The sequence below is a fragment of the Kinneretia sp. DJ1R-11 genome (genome assembly GCF_025717595.1).
Taxonomy (GTDB): Bacteria; Pseudomonadota; Gammaproteobacteria; order Burkholderiales; family Burkholderiaceae_C; genus Paucibacter_A.
In genome coordinates this window covers 29,907-45,139 of record NZ_JAJIRR010000019.1, presented here as the reverse complement: position 1 = coordinate 45,139, position 15,233 = coordinate 29,907, and the positions used below count along the sequence as shown (strand labels likewise).

The 15,233-nt window shown below is 66.8% G+C and carries 11 protein-coding genes; 2 read left to right on the top strand and 9 right to left on the bottom strand.

Going from position 1 to position 15,233, the window contains the following annotated elements:
- Positions 1-75 precede the first annotated feature (75 nt).
- From LNV23_RS22450 to LNV23_RS22440, 3 genes are all read right to left on the bottom strand, one after another.
- Entirely contained in the window at positions 76-648 is a 573-nt protein-coding gene (locus tag LNV23_RS22450) for a Crp/Fnr family transcriptional regulator (RefSeq protein ID WP_263565020.1), read from the bottom strand.
- A 56-nt stretch (positions 649-704) separates the two neighbouring features.
- A complete protein-coding gene (locus tag LNV23_RS22445) occupies positions 705-1,817 on the bottom strand; it encodes a calcium:cation antiporter (protein ID WP_411910620.1) in 1,113 nt (370 codons plus the stop codon).
- Between the two features lie 66 nt (positions 1,818-1,883).
- A complete protein-coding gene (locus tag LNV23_RS22440) occupies positions 1,884-3,533 on the bottom strand; it encodes a magnesium transporter CorA family protein (protein ID WP_263565019.1) in 1,650 nt (549 codons plus the stop codon).
- A gap of 130 nt (positions 3,534-3,663) precedes the next feature.
- Here LNV23_RS22440 and LNV23_RS22435 point away from each other — a divergent pair, with 130 nt between their 5' ends.
- Positions 3,664-4,491, top strand: a complete 828-nt coding sequence (locus LNV23_RS22435; protein WP_263565018.1) for a hypothetical protein — start codon at positions 3,664-3,666, stop codon at positions 4,489-4,491.
- A 22-nt stretch (positions 4,492-4,513) separates the two neighbouring features.
- On the opposite strand, the gene LNV23_RS22430 is transcribed toward LNV23_RS22435, so the two are convergent.
- From LNV23_RS22430 to LNV23_RS22410, 5 genes are all read right to left on the bottom strand, one after another.
- Positions 4,514-5,743 carry a DUF5009 domain-containing protein gene (locus LNV23_RS22430; protein WP_263565017.1) on the bottom strand — a complete coding sequence of 410 codons (1,230 nt, stop codon included), beginning with the start codon at positions 5,741-5,743 and terminating at the stop codon, positions 4,514-4,516.
- 33 nt (positions 5,744-5,776) lie between these two features.
- Positions 5,777-8,458 (bottom strand): TonB-dependent receptor, encoded by a 2,682-nt coding sequence (locus LNV23_RS22425; protein WP_263565016.1) that lies wholly within the window; start codon positions 8,456-8,458, stop codon positions 5,777-5,779.
- A gap of 132 nt (positions 8,459-8,590) precedes the next feature.
- Positions 8,591-9,841 carry an MFS transporter gene (locus LNV23_RS22420; RefSeq protein WP_263565015.1) on the bottom strand — a complete coding sequence of 417 codons (1,251 nt, stop codon included), beginning with the start codon at positions 9,839-9,841 and terminating at the stop codon, positions 8,591-8,593.
- A 29-nt stretch (positions 9,842-9,870) separates the two neighbouring features.
- A complete protein-coding gene (locus tag LNV23_RS22415) occupies positions 9,871-10,830 on the bottom strand; it encodes a carbohydrate kinase family protein (RefSeq protein WP_263565014.1) in 960 nt (319 codons plus the stop codon).
- A gap of 78 nt (positions 10,831-10,908) precedes the next feature.
- On the bottom strand, positions 10,909-12,159 hold the full coding sequence (locus LNV23_RS22410; RefSeq protein ID WP_263565013.1) for an ROK family transcriptional regulator: 1,251 nt from the start codon (positions 12,157-12,159) through the stop codon (positions 10,909-10,911).
- Between the two features lie 206 nt (positions 12,160-12,365).
- Between LNV23_RS22410 and LNV23_RS22405 the strand changes: the two genes are divergently transcribed.
- Positions 12,366-14,243, top strand: a complete 1,878-nt coding sequence (locus tag LNV23_RS22405; protein ID WP_263565012.1) for a glycoside hydrolase family 9 protein — start codon at positions 12,366-12,368, stop codon at positions 14,241-14,243.
- 26 nt (positions 14,244-14,269) lie between these two features.
- On the opposite strand, the gene LNV23_RS22400 is transcribed toward LNV23_RS22405, so the two are convergent.
- The gene (locus LNV23_RS22400; protein ID WP_263519153.1) at positions 14,270-15,205 is read right to left on the bottom strand and encodes a LysR family transcriptional regulator; all 936 of its coding nucleotides are present in this window, start codon (positions 15,203-15,205) and stop codon (positions 14,270-14,272) included.
- Between the last annotated feature and the right edge of the window lie 28 nt (positions 15,206-15,233).

The following is a 15,233-nucleotide window of genomic DNA, read 5'->3' as shown; positions in this document are numbered from 1 at the left end:
CCGGAACGTACTTCCTGTACGTGAGGATGCTGAAGCGAGGGCCAACGACGCATGGCGAGGGCGCAGCAGGAAACCTCAGCTTCGCAGGCGCTTGCGGATGCGGCTCAGGGCCTCGGGCGTCACGCCCAGGTAATGCGCCAGGTCGCGCTGCTGCACCCGCTCGGCCAGGGCCGGCTGGCTGCGCAGAAAGGCCTGGTAGCGCTCGTCGGGCCGCAGGGTCAGCAGCTCGCGCTCACGCTGCTCCTTGCGCACGATGTGCCAGGCCAGCAACTGGCGGATGGCGCGCTGCCAGGCCGGGTGGCGCTCGGTCAGCGCATGCATGGCGGCAAAGTCCACCTGCTCAATTTGGCAATCCTCCAAGGCTACGGCGGCATAGTCGGTCTTGCCGCCGGCCACCAGCACATTGGGACAGGCGAAAAAGTCGCCTTCGCCGATGAAGGACTTGATCCACTCCTCGCCCGCCTCATTGCTGTAGCTGAGCTTGACCATGCCCTGGCGCAGCACATACACAAAAGGCTGCCACTGGCCGATGCTGAACACATCGTCGCCCCGGGCGTAGTGACCCAGGCGGTAGCCGGGCTCCAGCAAGGCCCAGTCAGGCAGGGACGCGCCGGCGGCGCCTTCGAGAAGAAGTCGGGTTTGCTGCATCAATCAGGGAAAGAACCACACAAATCACTCGGCGAGCGCAATCACGCGCCCACCGATCAGGGCACCACGGCCAGGAAACAGAAGACAGCAAACAGCACCAGATGCACGGCACCTTGCAGCACGGTGGCGCGGCCGCTGCCCAGGGTCAGGGTGGCCACCACCACCGTCAGCAGGAACAGCACCATGCTGGTGTTGGACAGGCCCAGCACCAAGGGGTAGGGGAAGAAGAGGGACAGCAGGGCCACGGCCGGGATCGTCAATCCGATGCTGGCCACGCCCGAGCCCAGGGCCAGGTTGAGGCTGGTCTGTAAGCGCTTGCGCAGGGCCGCGCGCACGGCGGCCACGGTCTCCGGCAGCAGCACCAGCAAGGCCACGATCACACCCACCACAGACGGCGGCGCGCCGGCCGCGCGCACGCCGGCCTCAATCCCTGGCGCCAACAGCTTGGCCAGGCCCACCACGCCGACCAGGCAGGCCAGCAGCAGCACGACGCTCCAAGCCGCCACGCCGGCCGAGGGGCGCTCTGCCGCCTGCTCCCCCTCTTCGGTTTCGATGGGCAGGAAGTACTCGCGGTGCCGCACCGTCTGCACAAAGACGAATGCGCCGTAGAGCACCAGGGACACCAAGCCGGCAAACATCAGCTGGGCGGTGGAAAAGGTCGGGCCCGGCGTGCTGGTGGTGAAGCTGGGCAGCACCAGGGTCAGGGTGGCCAGGGCCACCAACACGGCAAGCGTCGGGCTGGTCGCCTCGACACGGAAGGCCAGCACCTTGTGGCGCAGGCCGCCCAGCAGCAGGCACAAACCCACCACCCCGTTGCAGACAATCATCAGGGCCGAGAACACCGTGTCGCGCGCCAGCGCGTTGGAGCTTTCACCACCGGCCAGCATCAGCGACACGATCAGCGCCACCTCGATCACCGTCACCGCCACGGCCAGCACCAGGGAGCCAAACGGTTCACCCACGCGGTGCGCCACCACCTCGGCATGGTGGACGGCTGACAAGACCGCAGCCATCAGCAGCAAGGCCAGGGGCAACATCCACCAACCGGCCACTTCCTGGCCCAGATGGCTGATGCCCCACAGGCCCAGCAAGGCCAGCACAGGCGAAACCAAACACCAGGCCGGCAAGGCCGGCGGCAAGCGAAACGGGGCAGCGGAAATTCGATTCATCGCGCGAGCATAAAGGCTGGTGAATTCACCGCCGGGCGCCCGCCCCTTTCAGGCCGCTGTTCTGGCTCAGCCGGGGCCACTCCGCCAGACCGCCGCAAAGGCCCGCAACTTGTCCCAGGCGCTGAGGCGCTCGTCCGACAAGGCATCGAGAAAATCGGACAGGCGCTTGGACTTGACCATGGTATAGACCGTCAGCGCCACCGTCACCGCCAGCACAGCGCCAAAGTAGGCCAGACGCTCGGTCCAGGGCGCATCGGCCTCGGCCAGCAAATTCATGCCGAGAAAACCCGTGGTGATGGTGCCGACCAGGCCGAAGATGGTCACCACCGTCAGGCGCACCACCGTGTTGGCCTGACGGCGGATGCTGTCGGTCTCCAGATAGGCGCTCATGTCGGTGACGCGCTGCTTGACCTCGGCATGCAGGGCATCCAGCCCCAGATGCTCGGCGCACATGCGGAACAGCGCGCGCGACTGCGCCTGCTCGGCCACATCGTGGAACCAGTAGCGGTGGGTGAAGCGCAGAAAGCCCTCGAAGGCCGAGCGGATGGCGCGCTTGAAACGGCGCACGTTCTCGGGGTCTTGCACATTGAGCCGGCGCAGCGCCTCGACCAGGCGGTCCGAGAACATCAGCAGAGCCGCCTTCTGAAAATGCGCAATCAGGAAGATCAGGAAATGCTGGTGCCGGAACTGCGCCAGCACGCCGCGGTCGCGACAGCTGAAGAATTCCGCATCGGCCCGCCCCACCACCACCAGGGCATGGCCGCTACACAGATAGCGCGTCTGCGGCGCCGCACCACCATCGCTCCAGAAACGGTCGTAGCAATAGCGCCGCTCAAAATCACTCAGATGGTCTTCACCGTAAGGCAGGCTGCCCTCTTGCGCCACCGGGCCTGAGCCGGTGACCAGGCCCAGGCGCACAAAATCGCTGCGCGTCAAAGCACGCGGATCGTCTACCGCCAAGTAGGCCATCATGGGCATGCGGTAGTACTCGATCTGGCGGTAGCTGAGCGCCCCCGAGTTCGTCTCCCCGGCATGGTTGACCAGGGGGCGCAGCAGCCAGTCCCAGTGCCGGGCCAGGCGCGGCGCGCGGTGGCGGTGCACATGCTCGATGAAGCTGTCGCGCTCGCGGCTGTCCGAACTCGACAAAACCTGACCCTGAGCATCCAGCCACTCGGCCTGGGCCAGACAATGCAGGGGCAGGCCTTGCGCGTCCCAGCCCGGCGGGTAGGCGCGGCCCAAGCGGTACATCAGCTCCTGCGCTTGAGACAGGGCCAGGTCAGCGCTGCTGACCTCCACATTGAGCAGCACCACGTCGACATCGAAGAAGAAATAGAGGTCGACATGGACCACCTCCAGCAGCAGCGGCGCGTCCTGCGGCCTCGTCTGCACGCGCAACTGCTTGACGTCATGCCGGCGGAACACCTTCATGCCCGAGCCGGCGCCGCCCTCGGCACCCTCGCCGTAGAGAAAGCGCTGCACATAGGGCAGGAAGGTGACGAACTCCTGGTAGTGGCGTTCGTGGAAGTTCTGTGGCCCGCCGGTGTATTCGTCGGCCACTTCGCGCCAGGGGCTGTCGGCCACGGCGGCCAGGCGCTCCCAGGGGCGGCGTGGCGCACCGGGGGCATCGCCGATCGGCATCAGGCGCAGGGGCCAGAGCAGGATCTGGTGCAGACGTTGCACGCGCGGGCTGACGGCAATGTTTTCCGAAGCGGACATGGCGGGGCTCGGGCAAGAACTGAAGCGCCATCATCGGCCGGCCAGCGCCGCCGTCAAGCGGCTATGTGGCAGGGCTCCGCCCACTTGTTTGGCGCTTGCCCACATCGCCTTAGCGTGCCACCATGACAAGATGATGACATTGACTGTCGCCGAATGGTGGGCCCTGCTGAGCACGGTCGCCGCCTTCAACATCCTCGCCTGGCTGCTCTCCACCGCCTTGTTGCGACGCCGGCGAGCGGCCCTCAGCGACGAGGTGTTTCTGATGCGGCGCTGGCAGCTGCTGCTCTCGGCCGGCTATGTCTTCGGTTGCGCGTACCGCTCCTTTGTTCCGGTCTATGACGTGCCGCGCCTGGTCTTGCTGGACAGCTGGATGTCCAGCGTGCTGATCGGTCGCTCGGTGGCGACCGTGGCCGAGCTCTGCTTTGTGGCGCAGTGGGCGCTGATGCTGCGCGAGGTGTCCAAAGCCACCGGCAGTCGGGTCGGCCACCTGACATCCTTCTGGATCGTGCCCTTGATCGCGGTGGCCGAGACCTGCTCCTGGTACTCGGTGCTGACCACGGCCAATATCGGCCATGTGATGGAGGAGTCGATCTGGGGCTTCTGCGCCGCCCTGCTGGTGCTCAGCCTGGTGGCCATCTGGCCGCGCTGCAGCCCGCGCCAGCGCCCGCTGCTGGCGGCCTGGTGCGTGGCCGGCGTGGTGTACGTGGCCTTCATGTTCATGGTGGACGTTCCCATGTACTGGGCCCGCTGGCTGGCCGATGAGCTGGCCGGCCGCCCCTATCTGAGCGTGAGCCAGGGCCTGATTGATGTCGCCGGCCGCTGGGTGGTGTCACACCGCCAGGAAGACTGGCAAGGCGAGATGCTTTGGATGTCGGCCTACTTCAGCGTCGCGGTCTGGATGAGCATTGCGCTGATCCATGCCCCGGTGCATCGCCCGGTACCGCAGGCGCTGCGCTGAATTCGCCACCACGCCTGCTCACTCAAATGCGCAGCCGCACGCCACGTGCAGCCAGCCATTTGACCGCAGCAGCCACGAGCAAGGCATAGACCAGGCCGAAGATCACCCCGCCCGGGCTGCGGCTGAACAGCTCAGGCCAGCTCCAGCCGACCAAGCCCATGGCGGCACCGACGACGAAGGGGATCAAATAGGCCAGCAAGGGGTTTGCGGCCACTGGCTCCAGCAAGGCCGGCCACAAGCTGCGGCCCCAGCCGTCCACCCACTGCGCCAGCGCCGCAAAGATCAACACGCAGGCCGCCGCGCTGTACAAAGCCCAGCTCGGCGTGGCCAGGATCTTGGAGACCTTGAACTCCGGCCGCAGCAGCGCCGCTGCCAGCGCCAACAGCGCCGCAAACGCCAGGGCCCAGAGCCACAGCCGCGCGCGATCCGTTTGACTCCCAGTTCCGTAGAAGCGCAAGGCTGTGGCGCAGCCGCTGAGCACCAGGACCGCATGGGCGAAATGCCCGTTTTGGCTGAACAAGAGGGCCAAGCCCGGTGACGCCTGCACCGCGTCGAGCCAATGCAGCGTGGCATAGGCCGCGCTGAACACCAAGCCGAGCAGAACGCCGCCCAGACGACCACGCGCCAGCATATAGACCGCGCAGCCAATCAGGTAGGCCCAGCCGATCAAGCCCAGAATGCCCCACCACTGCGGGCTCATGCCGCTCTGCCCATCGGCGCCGCCGCGGTAGAGCCAGGCCAGCAGGGCAAACAGGCCCAGCCCGGCCCAACGCCAGGATCGCGCCAGCGCCGGCCCACCACGCAGCGAGCCCCAGACCCCAAAGGCCGCCAGGTAGATCAACAGGGTCCAGGCCGTGATGGGCAGCGGCATGGACGCTGCATGAAAGCCGCCCTCCGCATTGACCATGAAGACCCCGATCAAGACCAGGCCCAGCGCTCTTTGCAGCACCTGCAGTTGCAGCTGCACGGTGCTGTCGCCCAGGCGCTGGCGCTGCTGCAGGGCGAAAGGAATGGACATGCCGACAATGAAGAGAAAGGCCGGAAACACCGCATCGACAAAACTCATGGCATCGGCATTCGCCGGCATGTGGCGCATCCAGGCCGGCAAGCCGACCACCCCGCCCCAAGTATTGACCGTGATCATCACCAGCACGGTCAGCGCCCGGAAGATGTCGATGGCGACGATGCGGCCCCCGCGCAGCGCGGGCCAGGCGGCGCTCGCGGGCGCCACGTTGCTCTCAAGAACGGCCATGCCGGTGCTCCTCCTCAGGCCGGCTGAGCCGGCTCAGTATTCAATGCCCACCCGAACGCCATACATGCGCGGGTCGTTCCAAGTTCCCTTGACCCAGCCATCACCCGCCATCAAGGAATTCTTGGTCATGGTGTTGCCCAGGTTGAGCGCATAGGCCTCGACATGCCATTGCTTGGGTGACACCAGCTTGATCGAGGCATCGACCTTGGTGTACGCCTTCTGGGCATCCGAGATGTGGGCATTGTCCAGGTTGCGCAGGGTGAAGTACATCTTGTCTTGCCACTTGAGCGAAACCCAAGGCGTCAGCTTGTAGCCGCCGGCGAAGTTGAAGTCCTGAGAGAAGTTGAGGCCCAGGCTGTACTTGGGCGCCAGGGGCAGCTGGTTGCCGGTGATGTCGTAGATGGGGCGACCGAGCAGCGCTGGGTCGCTGCCTTCATAAGTCGGCGGGCAGGCCGGAGCACCCATCTGCGCGCGGTAGTCGCATTGCCAGGCATCGCTGAAGCTCGGGTAGTTCTTCATCTTGGTGCTGAGGTAAGAGAAGAAGCCGCCCAAGCGGGCGCCCGCCCAAGGCTTGTAGTCCAGCTCCAACTCCAGGCCCGCGATGTCCACCACGCCGACATTGACGGTCTGCCAAGTGCTGTGCAGATCGCAGCCCGGGTTGTCAGCCGGGCAAGGTGCCTCGGGCTTGAACTTGCTCATGAAGGCATCGCCGGTGACCTGCATGTCCTTGTACTTGCTGTAGAAGGCGGTGGCCGAGATGCTGAGGCGATTGTTCAGCATCAAGCCCTTGTAGCCGAACTCGAGGTTGGTGACGGTCTCGGGTTTGTAGGGCAGGAAGGTGGTCTTGCCGGCATAGGGTCCGATGCACTCGTGCTCCATGCAAAAGGTGTCCTTGTCGCCGAAGCCACCCGCTTTGTAGCCGGTGGCCAGCGAGGTGTAGACCATGTCCTTGGGCGTGATCTGGTTCATCAGGCCCAGGCGGTAGGTGAACTTCTTCCAGCTCTCGCTGTGGTCGTTGTGCGCGGGCTCACCGTAACCGGCATAGGCGCCCACGCCTGCGAATGCGCCCATATCGGCCGTCAGGTCCTTGCTGGTGTGCGGGCGGAAGCCCTCGTGGCCGGGCAGGCCGGCGTCGTACTTGCCGTTGTAGTAAGCGCCGTCGGCCACGCCGTAGGAGCCGTAGTTGCGGCCGCCGATGTCGGTTTTCTTGTCCCAGCTGAAGCGGCCGCCGAGCGTGGCCGTCCAGGTCGGCGCAAATTTCCAGTCGGCCTGAGCAAACAGCGCCTTGGAATCAACCGGCCGGTTCGGCTGCGCGAAGTAAGCGCTGGTCGGCAGGCCGTAGGGGCCGCCCATCAGCATGTCCTGTGCGTAGTTGATCTGGTTCTTTTCGTGCATCCAGAAGGCGCCCAGCACGTATTGCAGGGTCTCGGTCTTCTGCTTGAACTGCAGCTCATGCACCGTCGAGATGTATTTGGAATCGATGGTGTTGGAGGAGTTGTCGTAGAAGGGATAGATGCCCCAGCTCTCCTCGCCCGAATGGTTGGGCACCTCGGCCGTGATCTGACTGGCCAGCGGGTGATAACCGGCATCGTCATCGGTCTGCTGCGAACGGCGCTGGTCGGCGTAGGCGAAGTTGTATTCGACGGTGGCCGTCTTGTTCAGATTCCAGACCAGACCACCGCGCACGGTGTCGATGGACATGTCGATCTTGCCCGGCACATTGACCTTGGCATCCCATTTGCCGCCCGTGCAGGCAAAGGCGGTGCCCGCGGCCTGGTCGCAATCCTTCATGGCCAGCTCGCCGGCGCCGGAGTTCTGGAACTTCTCGTAGGACAGGCTGCCTTCCAGATCGGCGCTGAACTTGGCGCGCGCCGTGATGCGGCCGGCCCACTCGTTCTTGTTGTAGTAGTAGTTCTTCTTGCTGACCTTGCTGTTGCGCCGCTGGTCGACATCGGGGATGCCATCGGGCTGCAGGCCATGCACCGGGTCGTAAACATCGGTGAAGTCCTGGCTCTGGTTGATCCAGCCGTCGCGCGTGACCTTGCTGAAGGTGGCGCGCAAGGCCAGGGTGTCGCTCAGGCCGATGTTCTGCACCAGATTGAGTTGGCGCTTGTTGTAGTTGCCCAGGTCGAGCTCGGCCGTTCCGTAGGTCTCGCCAAACTCGGGCTTGGCCGGGATGATGTTGACGCTGCCGGCGGTGGAGTTGCGGCCGAACAGCGTGCCCTGCGGGCCGCGCAAGACTTCCACCTGCTCCAGGTCGAACATCAAGGCCATGGCGCCCTGCGGCCGCGGCGAGTAGAGGCCGCCCACATGCAGGCCCACGGCCGGGTCGCCGATCTCGGTGAAGTTGTTGGAGCTGACGCCGCGGATGCTGATCTGCACGCCCGAATCGGCACCGGTGGAAATCTGCAAATTGGGCACCGAGCCGCTGAGTCCGCGCACATCGGTCACGCCCTCGCGGGTGAGCTTGTCCTGGGTGATGGCCGTCACCGCCACCGGGGTTTGCAGCAGACCGGTGCTGACGCGCGTCGCCGTCACCGTCACGATGGGCAGCTCATTCTTTTCCTGCGCCTTGCTGTCCTTGGCTTCAGCGCGGCTCGCGGCCGGCGCAGCGGCGCTGGCCTCCTGCGCACGCGCCTGCTGCGCCAGGCAGCTCAGCGCTGCAGCGGCGGCCAGGGCCGTCAAGGTCAAACGGGTGGGGTGACGGGTCTTCATTCAAGGCTCCTGAATCGTTGTAGGGAGAAGAAGGACGGAGAGACAGACAAGCAGACAGAGACGGACCTGCCCATGCCGAGACGGCATGCGCAAGGAAGCAAGAAGAACTGGGAGAGAAGGTGAACGGCAGCGTCAGGGCTGCGCCGGTGTGGCCGGCGCTCGTCGTCGCGCCCGCTGCAAGAGTTCGGACAGCGGTAGCGTCTGGTTGCTGACCAGAGGCCGCGCCCAGATCGACACGCTGAAGATATAGGCCAGGCTGAGAAACACGCTGCACATGGCCAGGCGCAGGCCGGTGGTCTCGGCCAGCTGACCCACCAGCATGGGCAACACCGCGCCGCCCAGAATGCCCGTGCACAAGATGCCGGAGAAAGCACCGTGGTGCAGGGGCACCGAGTTCAGCGCCAGCGAGAACAGCACAGAAAACATCACCGACAGGCAAAAGCCAGCCGCCGGAAAGGCCCACAGCGCCAGGCTCGCACTGCCAAACAGCGCGGCCGCCACACAGGCCATGGCCGCCAGCACGAACAGGGCCAGCACCCGGCGCGAGTCCATCAGCTTGAGCAGCAGCAGGCCCAACAAGCAGCCCAGGGACATCAGGCCCCAGAACTGGCCCACCGCATCGGCGCCCTCGGCCGTGGCCGACAGGCCATGCTGGCTGCTGAGGAATTGCGACATCCAGTTCGCCAGGGTTTGCTCGGTGCCGACGTAGGCGACGATGGCCAGGAAGTAACACCACACATCAACGCGCCGCAGCAGCTCGCGGTAGGCCGACCAGCCGCCCATGCGCTCATCCTCGCGCAGCTCCACTTGCGGCAAGGGCAGGCGCTGGTTGATGAGCACCAGGGCGGCAAAGGCGAACACAAACGCCCAGTAGAAATCGACCCAGACCAGCGCGCCGGGATGGGTCGGCGGGCGCGCCATCAAGCGCTGAAAGACCCAGGGGCTGATGAAGGACGCCAGGCCAAACACCAGCTGCCCCATCACCGAATAGAAGGCGAAGTTCGCCTCGCCGCCGGCCGTGCGCATCAGCGGATTGATCACCACCTGCAGCAAGGCCATGCCCAGGCCGATCACGAACAGCCCGCCAATCACCACCGCATACACCGGCTGTAGCGCGATTGCCAGGGCGCCGATCAGATTGAGGGCAAAGGCCAGGGCCAGCGTGAAGCGGGCGCCGCGTCGTTCGACCAGCAGGCCGCCGGGAATCGACACCAGGCCGTAAGCGAGAAAGAAGGAAAAAGGCAGAAAGCCCGCCATCCCGAGGCTGAGATGGAAGTCCTCGATCAGCACGGGCATCAGCGGGCCGATCAGATTGGTCACGAAGGAGATCGCGAACCAGATCACCAGGATGTAGATGACGATGCCGTGGCGCTGTTGTCTCATTCGGGCCTCCTCGGTCTTTCGGTCTAGGTTCAAGCCGGCTGGTCCAGCAGCAGTTCACGGAACTCGCCCGGCTGGATGCCCCGGCGCGGGAAGCGCGCCAGCACCGCCGAAGCCAATTGGCAAGCACAGGCCAGGGCCTGCTGCAGAGGCGCGCCGCGCAGGCAGGCGGCCAGGTAGCCGGCGTTGAAGCTGTCGCCAGCGCCGATGGTGTCGAAGACCTCCGCCGCCTCGGCCGATTGACGCAGCAACTGCTGGCCTCGGGCCGCCAAGGCGCCGCGCGCACCGGCCTTGACGACCAGGGTGCCGCCCGGCGGCAGGTGGGCCAGCACGATGCGCATGGCTTGATCGACATCTTCGGTGCCCGCCAGTTGGCGCACTTCGAGCTCATTGAGCAAGAGGTGATCGCAGGCCGGCAACCAGGCCAGCACCTCGGCCCGCACAGCCTCCGTCCAGCCCTCGCTGGGCCAGCCGGTGTCCAGCGCCAGCTGGTAGCCGCGGGCGCGCAGTTCGGCCAGCAGCTGCGGGTACTGCGGGCGCAGGCGCGGCAGCAGGAACACGCCGGTCAGCAAGGCGATGCTGCCCGGCACGGCCGGTGGCACGCGCTCCAGCGCCTGCTCCAGGCTGAAGGCGGCCAGATGGCCTTCGGTGGTGAAGAAATTGCGCTCGCTGCAGCGGTGCATCAGGCCGACCGAGACGGTGGAAGCCACCTCGCAGACCGCCAGGCGGGCATCCACACCCTCGAACTGCGCGCCCAGCCAGCGGCCGAAGTCGTCATCCCCCACGGCCGACACCAAGCGGGCCGGCGCGCCCAGATGGCGCAGGGCCAGCACCGCATTGCCGGCCGATCCACCGGCGCGCAGCTCGCTGCGTGGCAGCACCAGCTCGGTGCCCAGCTGCGGCCATTGATCCAGCATGCCCATGACGAGATCGACGCCGATGTCGCCGATGGCGCAGATGAGAGGGGCAGAAAAAGAGGTGTTGCGATCCATGGGGCGCGACTATAGGTCGGCCCGAATCGCCTCGTCAATAATTAAATCCAATGGGTGTGTTTATTTTTCATCGGCGCTTCAGCCACCCCAGCGGCCGCCGCTGCGGTGCCCCAGAAGCTCGGCCACATCGGCATCTGGGCGGCGATCCTGTTGCACAGTTTCCAGCCGCGGCGAGAGCATTTCGTAGATCGGCAGCACGGCCGCACCGAGGATGGAACTGTCGCCCTGACGCTCGGACAAGAGCAGACGCAGATCCGGATCACCGACGCCGCCGCGCACCGAGCGCCGCAGGGGCTGCGCGGCGGCCAGCAGGCGCTCGACCAGCACCTTGGGCGCCCCGCCACCGATGACGATGGCGCGCGGGTCCAGCATGTTTTCGATCATGCAGATGGCGTCGCGCAGGCGCTCCCCGGCCTGCTGGCACCAGGCCTCAACGACCGCATCGGCCGGGTCCGCCAGCCGCGCCAGCAGCTGGGGCGAGCGCAGCTGCGGGTCGCTCAGGCCCAGGGCCTCGGCCAGCGCATGCATAGAGACATAACGCTCCAGACAGCCGGAATTGCCACAGTAGCAAGGCAGGCCGCCGGGCACGACCGGCACATGACCGATCTCGGTGGCATTTCCATTGGTGCCGCGGTAGGCATTGCGGTTCACCACCAGGGCGCCGCCCAGGCCCAGTCCCAGGTGCAGGTAGAAGAAGTTGTCCAGGGACTGGGCCACGCCGAACAGGGTTTCCCCCAGGGCACCGGCCACGCTGTCGACGCTGTAGAACAGCGGCAAACGGGCCGCGTCGCGCAGCTCATCCAGCAAGGACAGATCGGCCCAGCCCTCCATGGCCGTGGGGCCGAGGAAGCTGATGTCGGTGGCGCCCAGCGGCCCCGGCAGGGCCACGCCGATGCCCCAGAGCCGCTCACGCGTGCCTTTGCGCAGCTGCAGCACCTGGGCCAGCATGGCGGCCAGCAGGTTTTGCCGGTGGCTGGTGTCCAGCTCGATCTCGCTGCGCTCCAGCACATCGCCGACCAGGTTGACCCGCGCCGCCGACACCCTCCCGGGCTCCAGGCTGACGCCGATGGCATGACCGCCCTCGGGGTTCAGCTCGAAAGCGATCGGCGGCTGGCCGCGCGTCTTGTCCACTTTCTGCCGGCGCGAGACGATCAGGCCGATGGACTCCAGATCGTTGGTGATATTGGCCACGGTCTGCGGGCTCAGCGAGACCATGTCGGCAATGTCCTTGCGCGAGGCCGCGCCCTGCTGACGGATGAAGTCCAAGACGACCCGGCGGTTGTAGGGAGCACTGGATTGCTGGGTGGCGCCGCGGCCTATGGTTCGCATGGATTCAAGTCCTCGTGATGTCGCTGAAATCATAAGCCAGGGGGCCCGGGCGGCCGTTCGGCGCCTGCCCCGCTGAGCTCACACTTCATTTTATTACTTCTAGTGGTTGTATGTATTGACGATCACAGCCCGGGTCGCTATGGTCCGCCGGGCATTCCACCCCTTTCCCAATCACCCCCACCCGCTTTGATTCACGAGCCACGCCCATGCATCAGCCATCTCCCCCGCACCCCGCCTGTCCCTGCCCGCGTCGGCGCGCCCTCTGGCTGGCGGCCACCGGCCTGAGTCTGGGCTTGCTCGGCAGCGCCAACAGCGCCCCGAGCGCCAAGGTCGAAGGCCTGGTGCGTTTGCCCCGGGACGCGCTGCAGGTGCAGATCAACCAGGTGGCGCTGGACAGCTTGGGGCCCAAGGTGGCCGTGGTCAGCTCGGCCGGCCGCGCCAGCGGCGGGCGCTACCGCGTGCTTCGCGATGGCCAGGTGCAGGCCGAAGGGCCGCTCAGCGCCCTGCCCGCTTTCGAGGCTTGGGCGCCGGGGCGTCAACACTTCCAGGTCGACTTTTCAGCGTTGACGGTGCCCGGCCGCTACCAGGTCGAGGTGTGGGTCGGCGGCCAGCATGTGCGCTCGGCCACGGTGCAGGTGGAGCCGCAAGCCCTGTTCCGGCAGACGGCTGGGGCCTTGCTGGACTACTTCCGCCAGTCGCGCCACCTCGATGAAGGCGATCGCCGCCGCCGCATCTTCGAGACCGACCGGGTGGTCGATGTCTGGGGCGGCTGGCGCGATGCCGGCGGCGACACCGGTAAATACCTGTCCCACCTCGGCTATGCCAATTTCTTCAACCCGCAGCAGGCGCCCATGGCCGCCTGGGTGCTGGCCCACAGTGCCCATGAATCAGCCGGCTTGTTCGCCCGCGCCGGCCTGCTGCGCCAGGCTCAGGACGAGGCCTTCTGGGGCGCCGACTACCTGCACCGCGTGCTGGATGAAGAGGGCTACTTCTACACCACCGTCTTCGACCGCTGGGGCGCCGCCGATGCCGAGCGCATGGTGGTGGGCTACGAAGGCGAAGACGGCGTCTACACCCGGGGCTATCGCAGCGCCTTCCGCGCCGGCGGCGGCCTGGCCATCGCGGCATTGGCGCGCGCCGCAATGCTGGCCGAGAGCAGCGGGCGCCAGGGCGAGTTCAACGGCGCCGCTTACTTGGCCGATGCGCGCCGGGCCTTCGCCCATCTGCAGACCCATGGCCGCAGCTACTGCGCCAACGGGCAGGAAAACCTGATCGACGACTACAGCGCCCTGATCGCAGCGGTGGAACTGCTGCGCGCCACCGGCGACGCCGAGTACCTGCAAGCCGCGCGCGAGCGCGCCGCGCAGATGCTGCAGCGGCAAGACAGCGAGGGCCATTTCTACAGCGATGCCGTGGGTCAGCGCCCGCATTACCACGCGGTCGAGGCTGGCCTGCCCCTGATCAGCCTCAGCCATTACCTGAGCATCGAGCCCGAGACCGCAAGGCAAGCTTCTGTGCGGCAAGCCTTGGGCCGAGCGCTGGACGCGCAGCAGCGTCTGGACCAGGCCGTGGCCAACCCCTACGGCTACGCCCGCCAGCGCTTCCGCCTGGCCGCGCCAGGCGGAACACCCGGCCCCATCCAGAGCGGTTTCTTCATGCCGCACCGCAACGAGACCGGCTACTGGTGGCAGGGCGAGAGCGCCCGCCTGGCATCGCTGAGCACGGCGGCGGTGCTGGCCGGCCGAGCGTTGGAACCGACGCCGGGCGGCAAGGCCAACTTCGGCATCCGCGCCGACCTGGCCCGCAGCGCCCAGGCGCAGCTGGACTGGATCCTGGGCCGCAACCCATACGGCATTTCCATGCTCTACGGCTTTGGTGCGCGCAACCCTCCGGCGGCGCCCAGCAGCGCCGGCGTGATGCTGCGCGGCGGCGTCTCCAACGGCATCACCGGCGCGCCGGACAGCGAGGCCGGCGAGGGCCTGGCCTTTGCCAATGGCCCAAGCGAAAACCAGTGGCGCTGGAACGAGCAATGGCTGCCGCACAGCGCCTGGCTGCTGCTGGCGGCGGTGACGCTGGCCCGCTGAAGGGACCCGCCCAAGAAACGCGCACCTCAGGCCTGAGCAAAAGCCCGCAACACCTCCAGCACCGGCGCCGCGCCGGGCGGCAGCATGGCCTCGTCGGCATGGACCAGGGCCAGCTCGCGGCTCAACGGCGGGTTCAGGGGGCGCAGCTGCATGCGCTCCTGGCCGACCAGGCGGGTCAGACGTTCGGCTTCCGGCTCACTCTCCAGCGGCAGCAGGGCCGCGCCGTAGCCGGCCGCCACCAGGCTCTTCATCGCCTCGGTGAAATTGAGCTCGATGCGGGCGCTGGGGTTGAAGCCGGCCTGACCGAACCAGGCCATGGTCATGCGGTACATCTGGGTGCTGCTGTCGTTGAAGATCAGCGGCTTGTCGGCCAGCCAGGCCGGGTCCAGCTGCGCGGGCGCCTCCCAGTCGGCCGGCAGAAAAGCCACCATGGGATCGCGCCGCCAGGGCGTGCAGCGCAGGCCGGTGCCGCCGGGCAAGGGCAAGGTGACCAGGCCGATGTCCAGGCGCCCGGCATCGAGCCGCGCCAAGGTGTCGGCCGAGCCCAGCACGCTGAGCTCCACATCGATGCCCGGATGCTGCTGCGCCAGCGCCTCCAGCACCTGCGGCAACAGATGCACGACCACACCGGTGGCCGTGCCCAGGCGCACCCGGCCGACCAGACCGCGCGCATGGCGGCGCACCTGGGCCTCGGCGTCCTCGGCATCGCGCAAGAGCTGACGCCCTCGCTGCACCAACTCCTGGCCGGCAGGGGTCAGGCTCAGCCCAGCGGCCCGCGCATCGGCGCGCGGCGCGCCTTTGCGGCGCAGCAGCAGGGTGGCGTCGAGGCGCGATTCCAGCTCGCTGATGTGCAGGCTCACCGTCGGCGGCGCCAGGTGCAGGGCCTGGGCAGCGGCGGCAAAGCTGCCCAGGTCGGCGATTGCCACCAAGGTGCGGATCTGGTCCAGGCTCAGGCATCGCATCAGTTTTCCTGACTTTTTCAATCAGTTC

Bases quoted from the DNA above. Each gene is read 5' to 3' on its own strand.
- LNV23_RS22445 (WP_411910620.1), bottom strand. From the start codon at position 1,817: ATGAATCGAATTTCCGCTGCCCCGTTTCGCTTGCCGCCGGCCTTGCCG.
- LNV23_RS22405 (WP_263565012.1), top strand. From the start codon at position 12,366: ATGCATCAGCCATCTCCCCCGCACCCCGCCTGTCCCTGCCCGCGTCGG.
- LNV23_RS22415 (WP_263565014.1), bottom strand. From the start codon at position 10,830: ATGGATCGCAACACCTCTTTTTCTGCCCCTCTCATCTGCGCCATCGGC.
- LNV23_RS22425 (WP_263565016.1), bottom strand. From the start codon at position 8,458: ATGAAGACCCGTCACCCCACCCGTTTGACCTTGACGGCCCTGGCCGCC.
- LNV23_RS22430 (WP_263565017.1), bottom strand. From the start codon at position 5,743: ATGGCCGTTCTTGAGAGCAACGTGGCGCCCGCGAGCGCCGCCTGGCCC.
- LNV23_RS22450 (WP_263565020.1), bottom strand. From the start codon at position 648: ATGCAGCAAACCCGACTTCTTCTCGAAGGCGCCGCCGGCGCGTCCCTG.
- LNV23_RS22420 (WP_263565015.1), bottom strand. From the start codon at position 9,841: ATGAGACAACAGCGCCACGGCATCGTCATCTACATCCTGGTGATCTGG.
- LNV23_RS22400 (WP_263519153.1), bottom strand. From the start codon at position 15,205: ATGCGATGCCTGAGCCTGGACCAGATCCGCACCTTGGTGGCAATCGCC.
- LNV23_RS22440 (WP_263565019.1), bottom strand. From the start codon at position 3,533: ATGTCCGCTTCGGAAAACATTGCCGTCAGCCCGCGCGTGCAACGTCTG.
- LNV23_RS22410 (WP_263565013.1), bottom strand. From the start codon at position 12,159: ATGCGAACCATAGGCCGCGGCGCCACCCAGCAATCCAGTGCTCCCTAC.
- LNV23_RS22435 (WP_263565018.1), top strand. From the start codon at position 3,664: ATGATGACATTGACTGTCGCCGAATGGTGGGCCCTGCTGAGCACGGTC.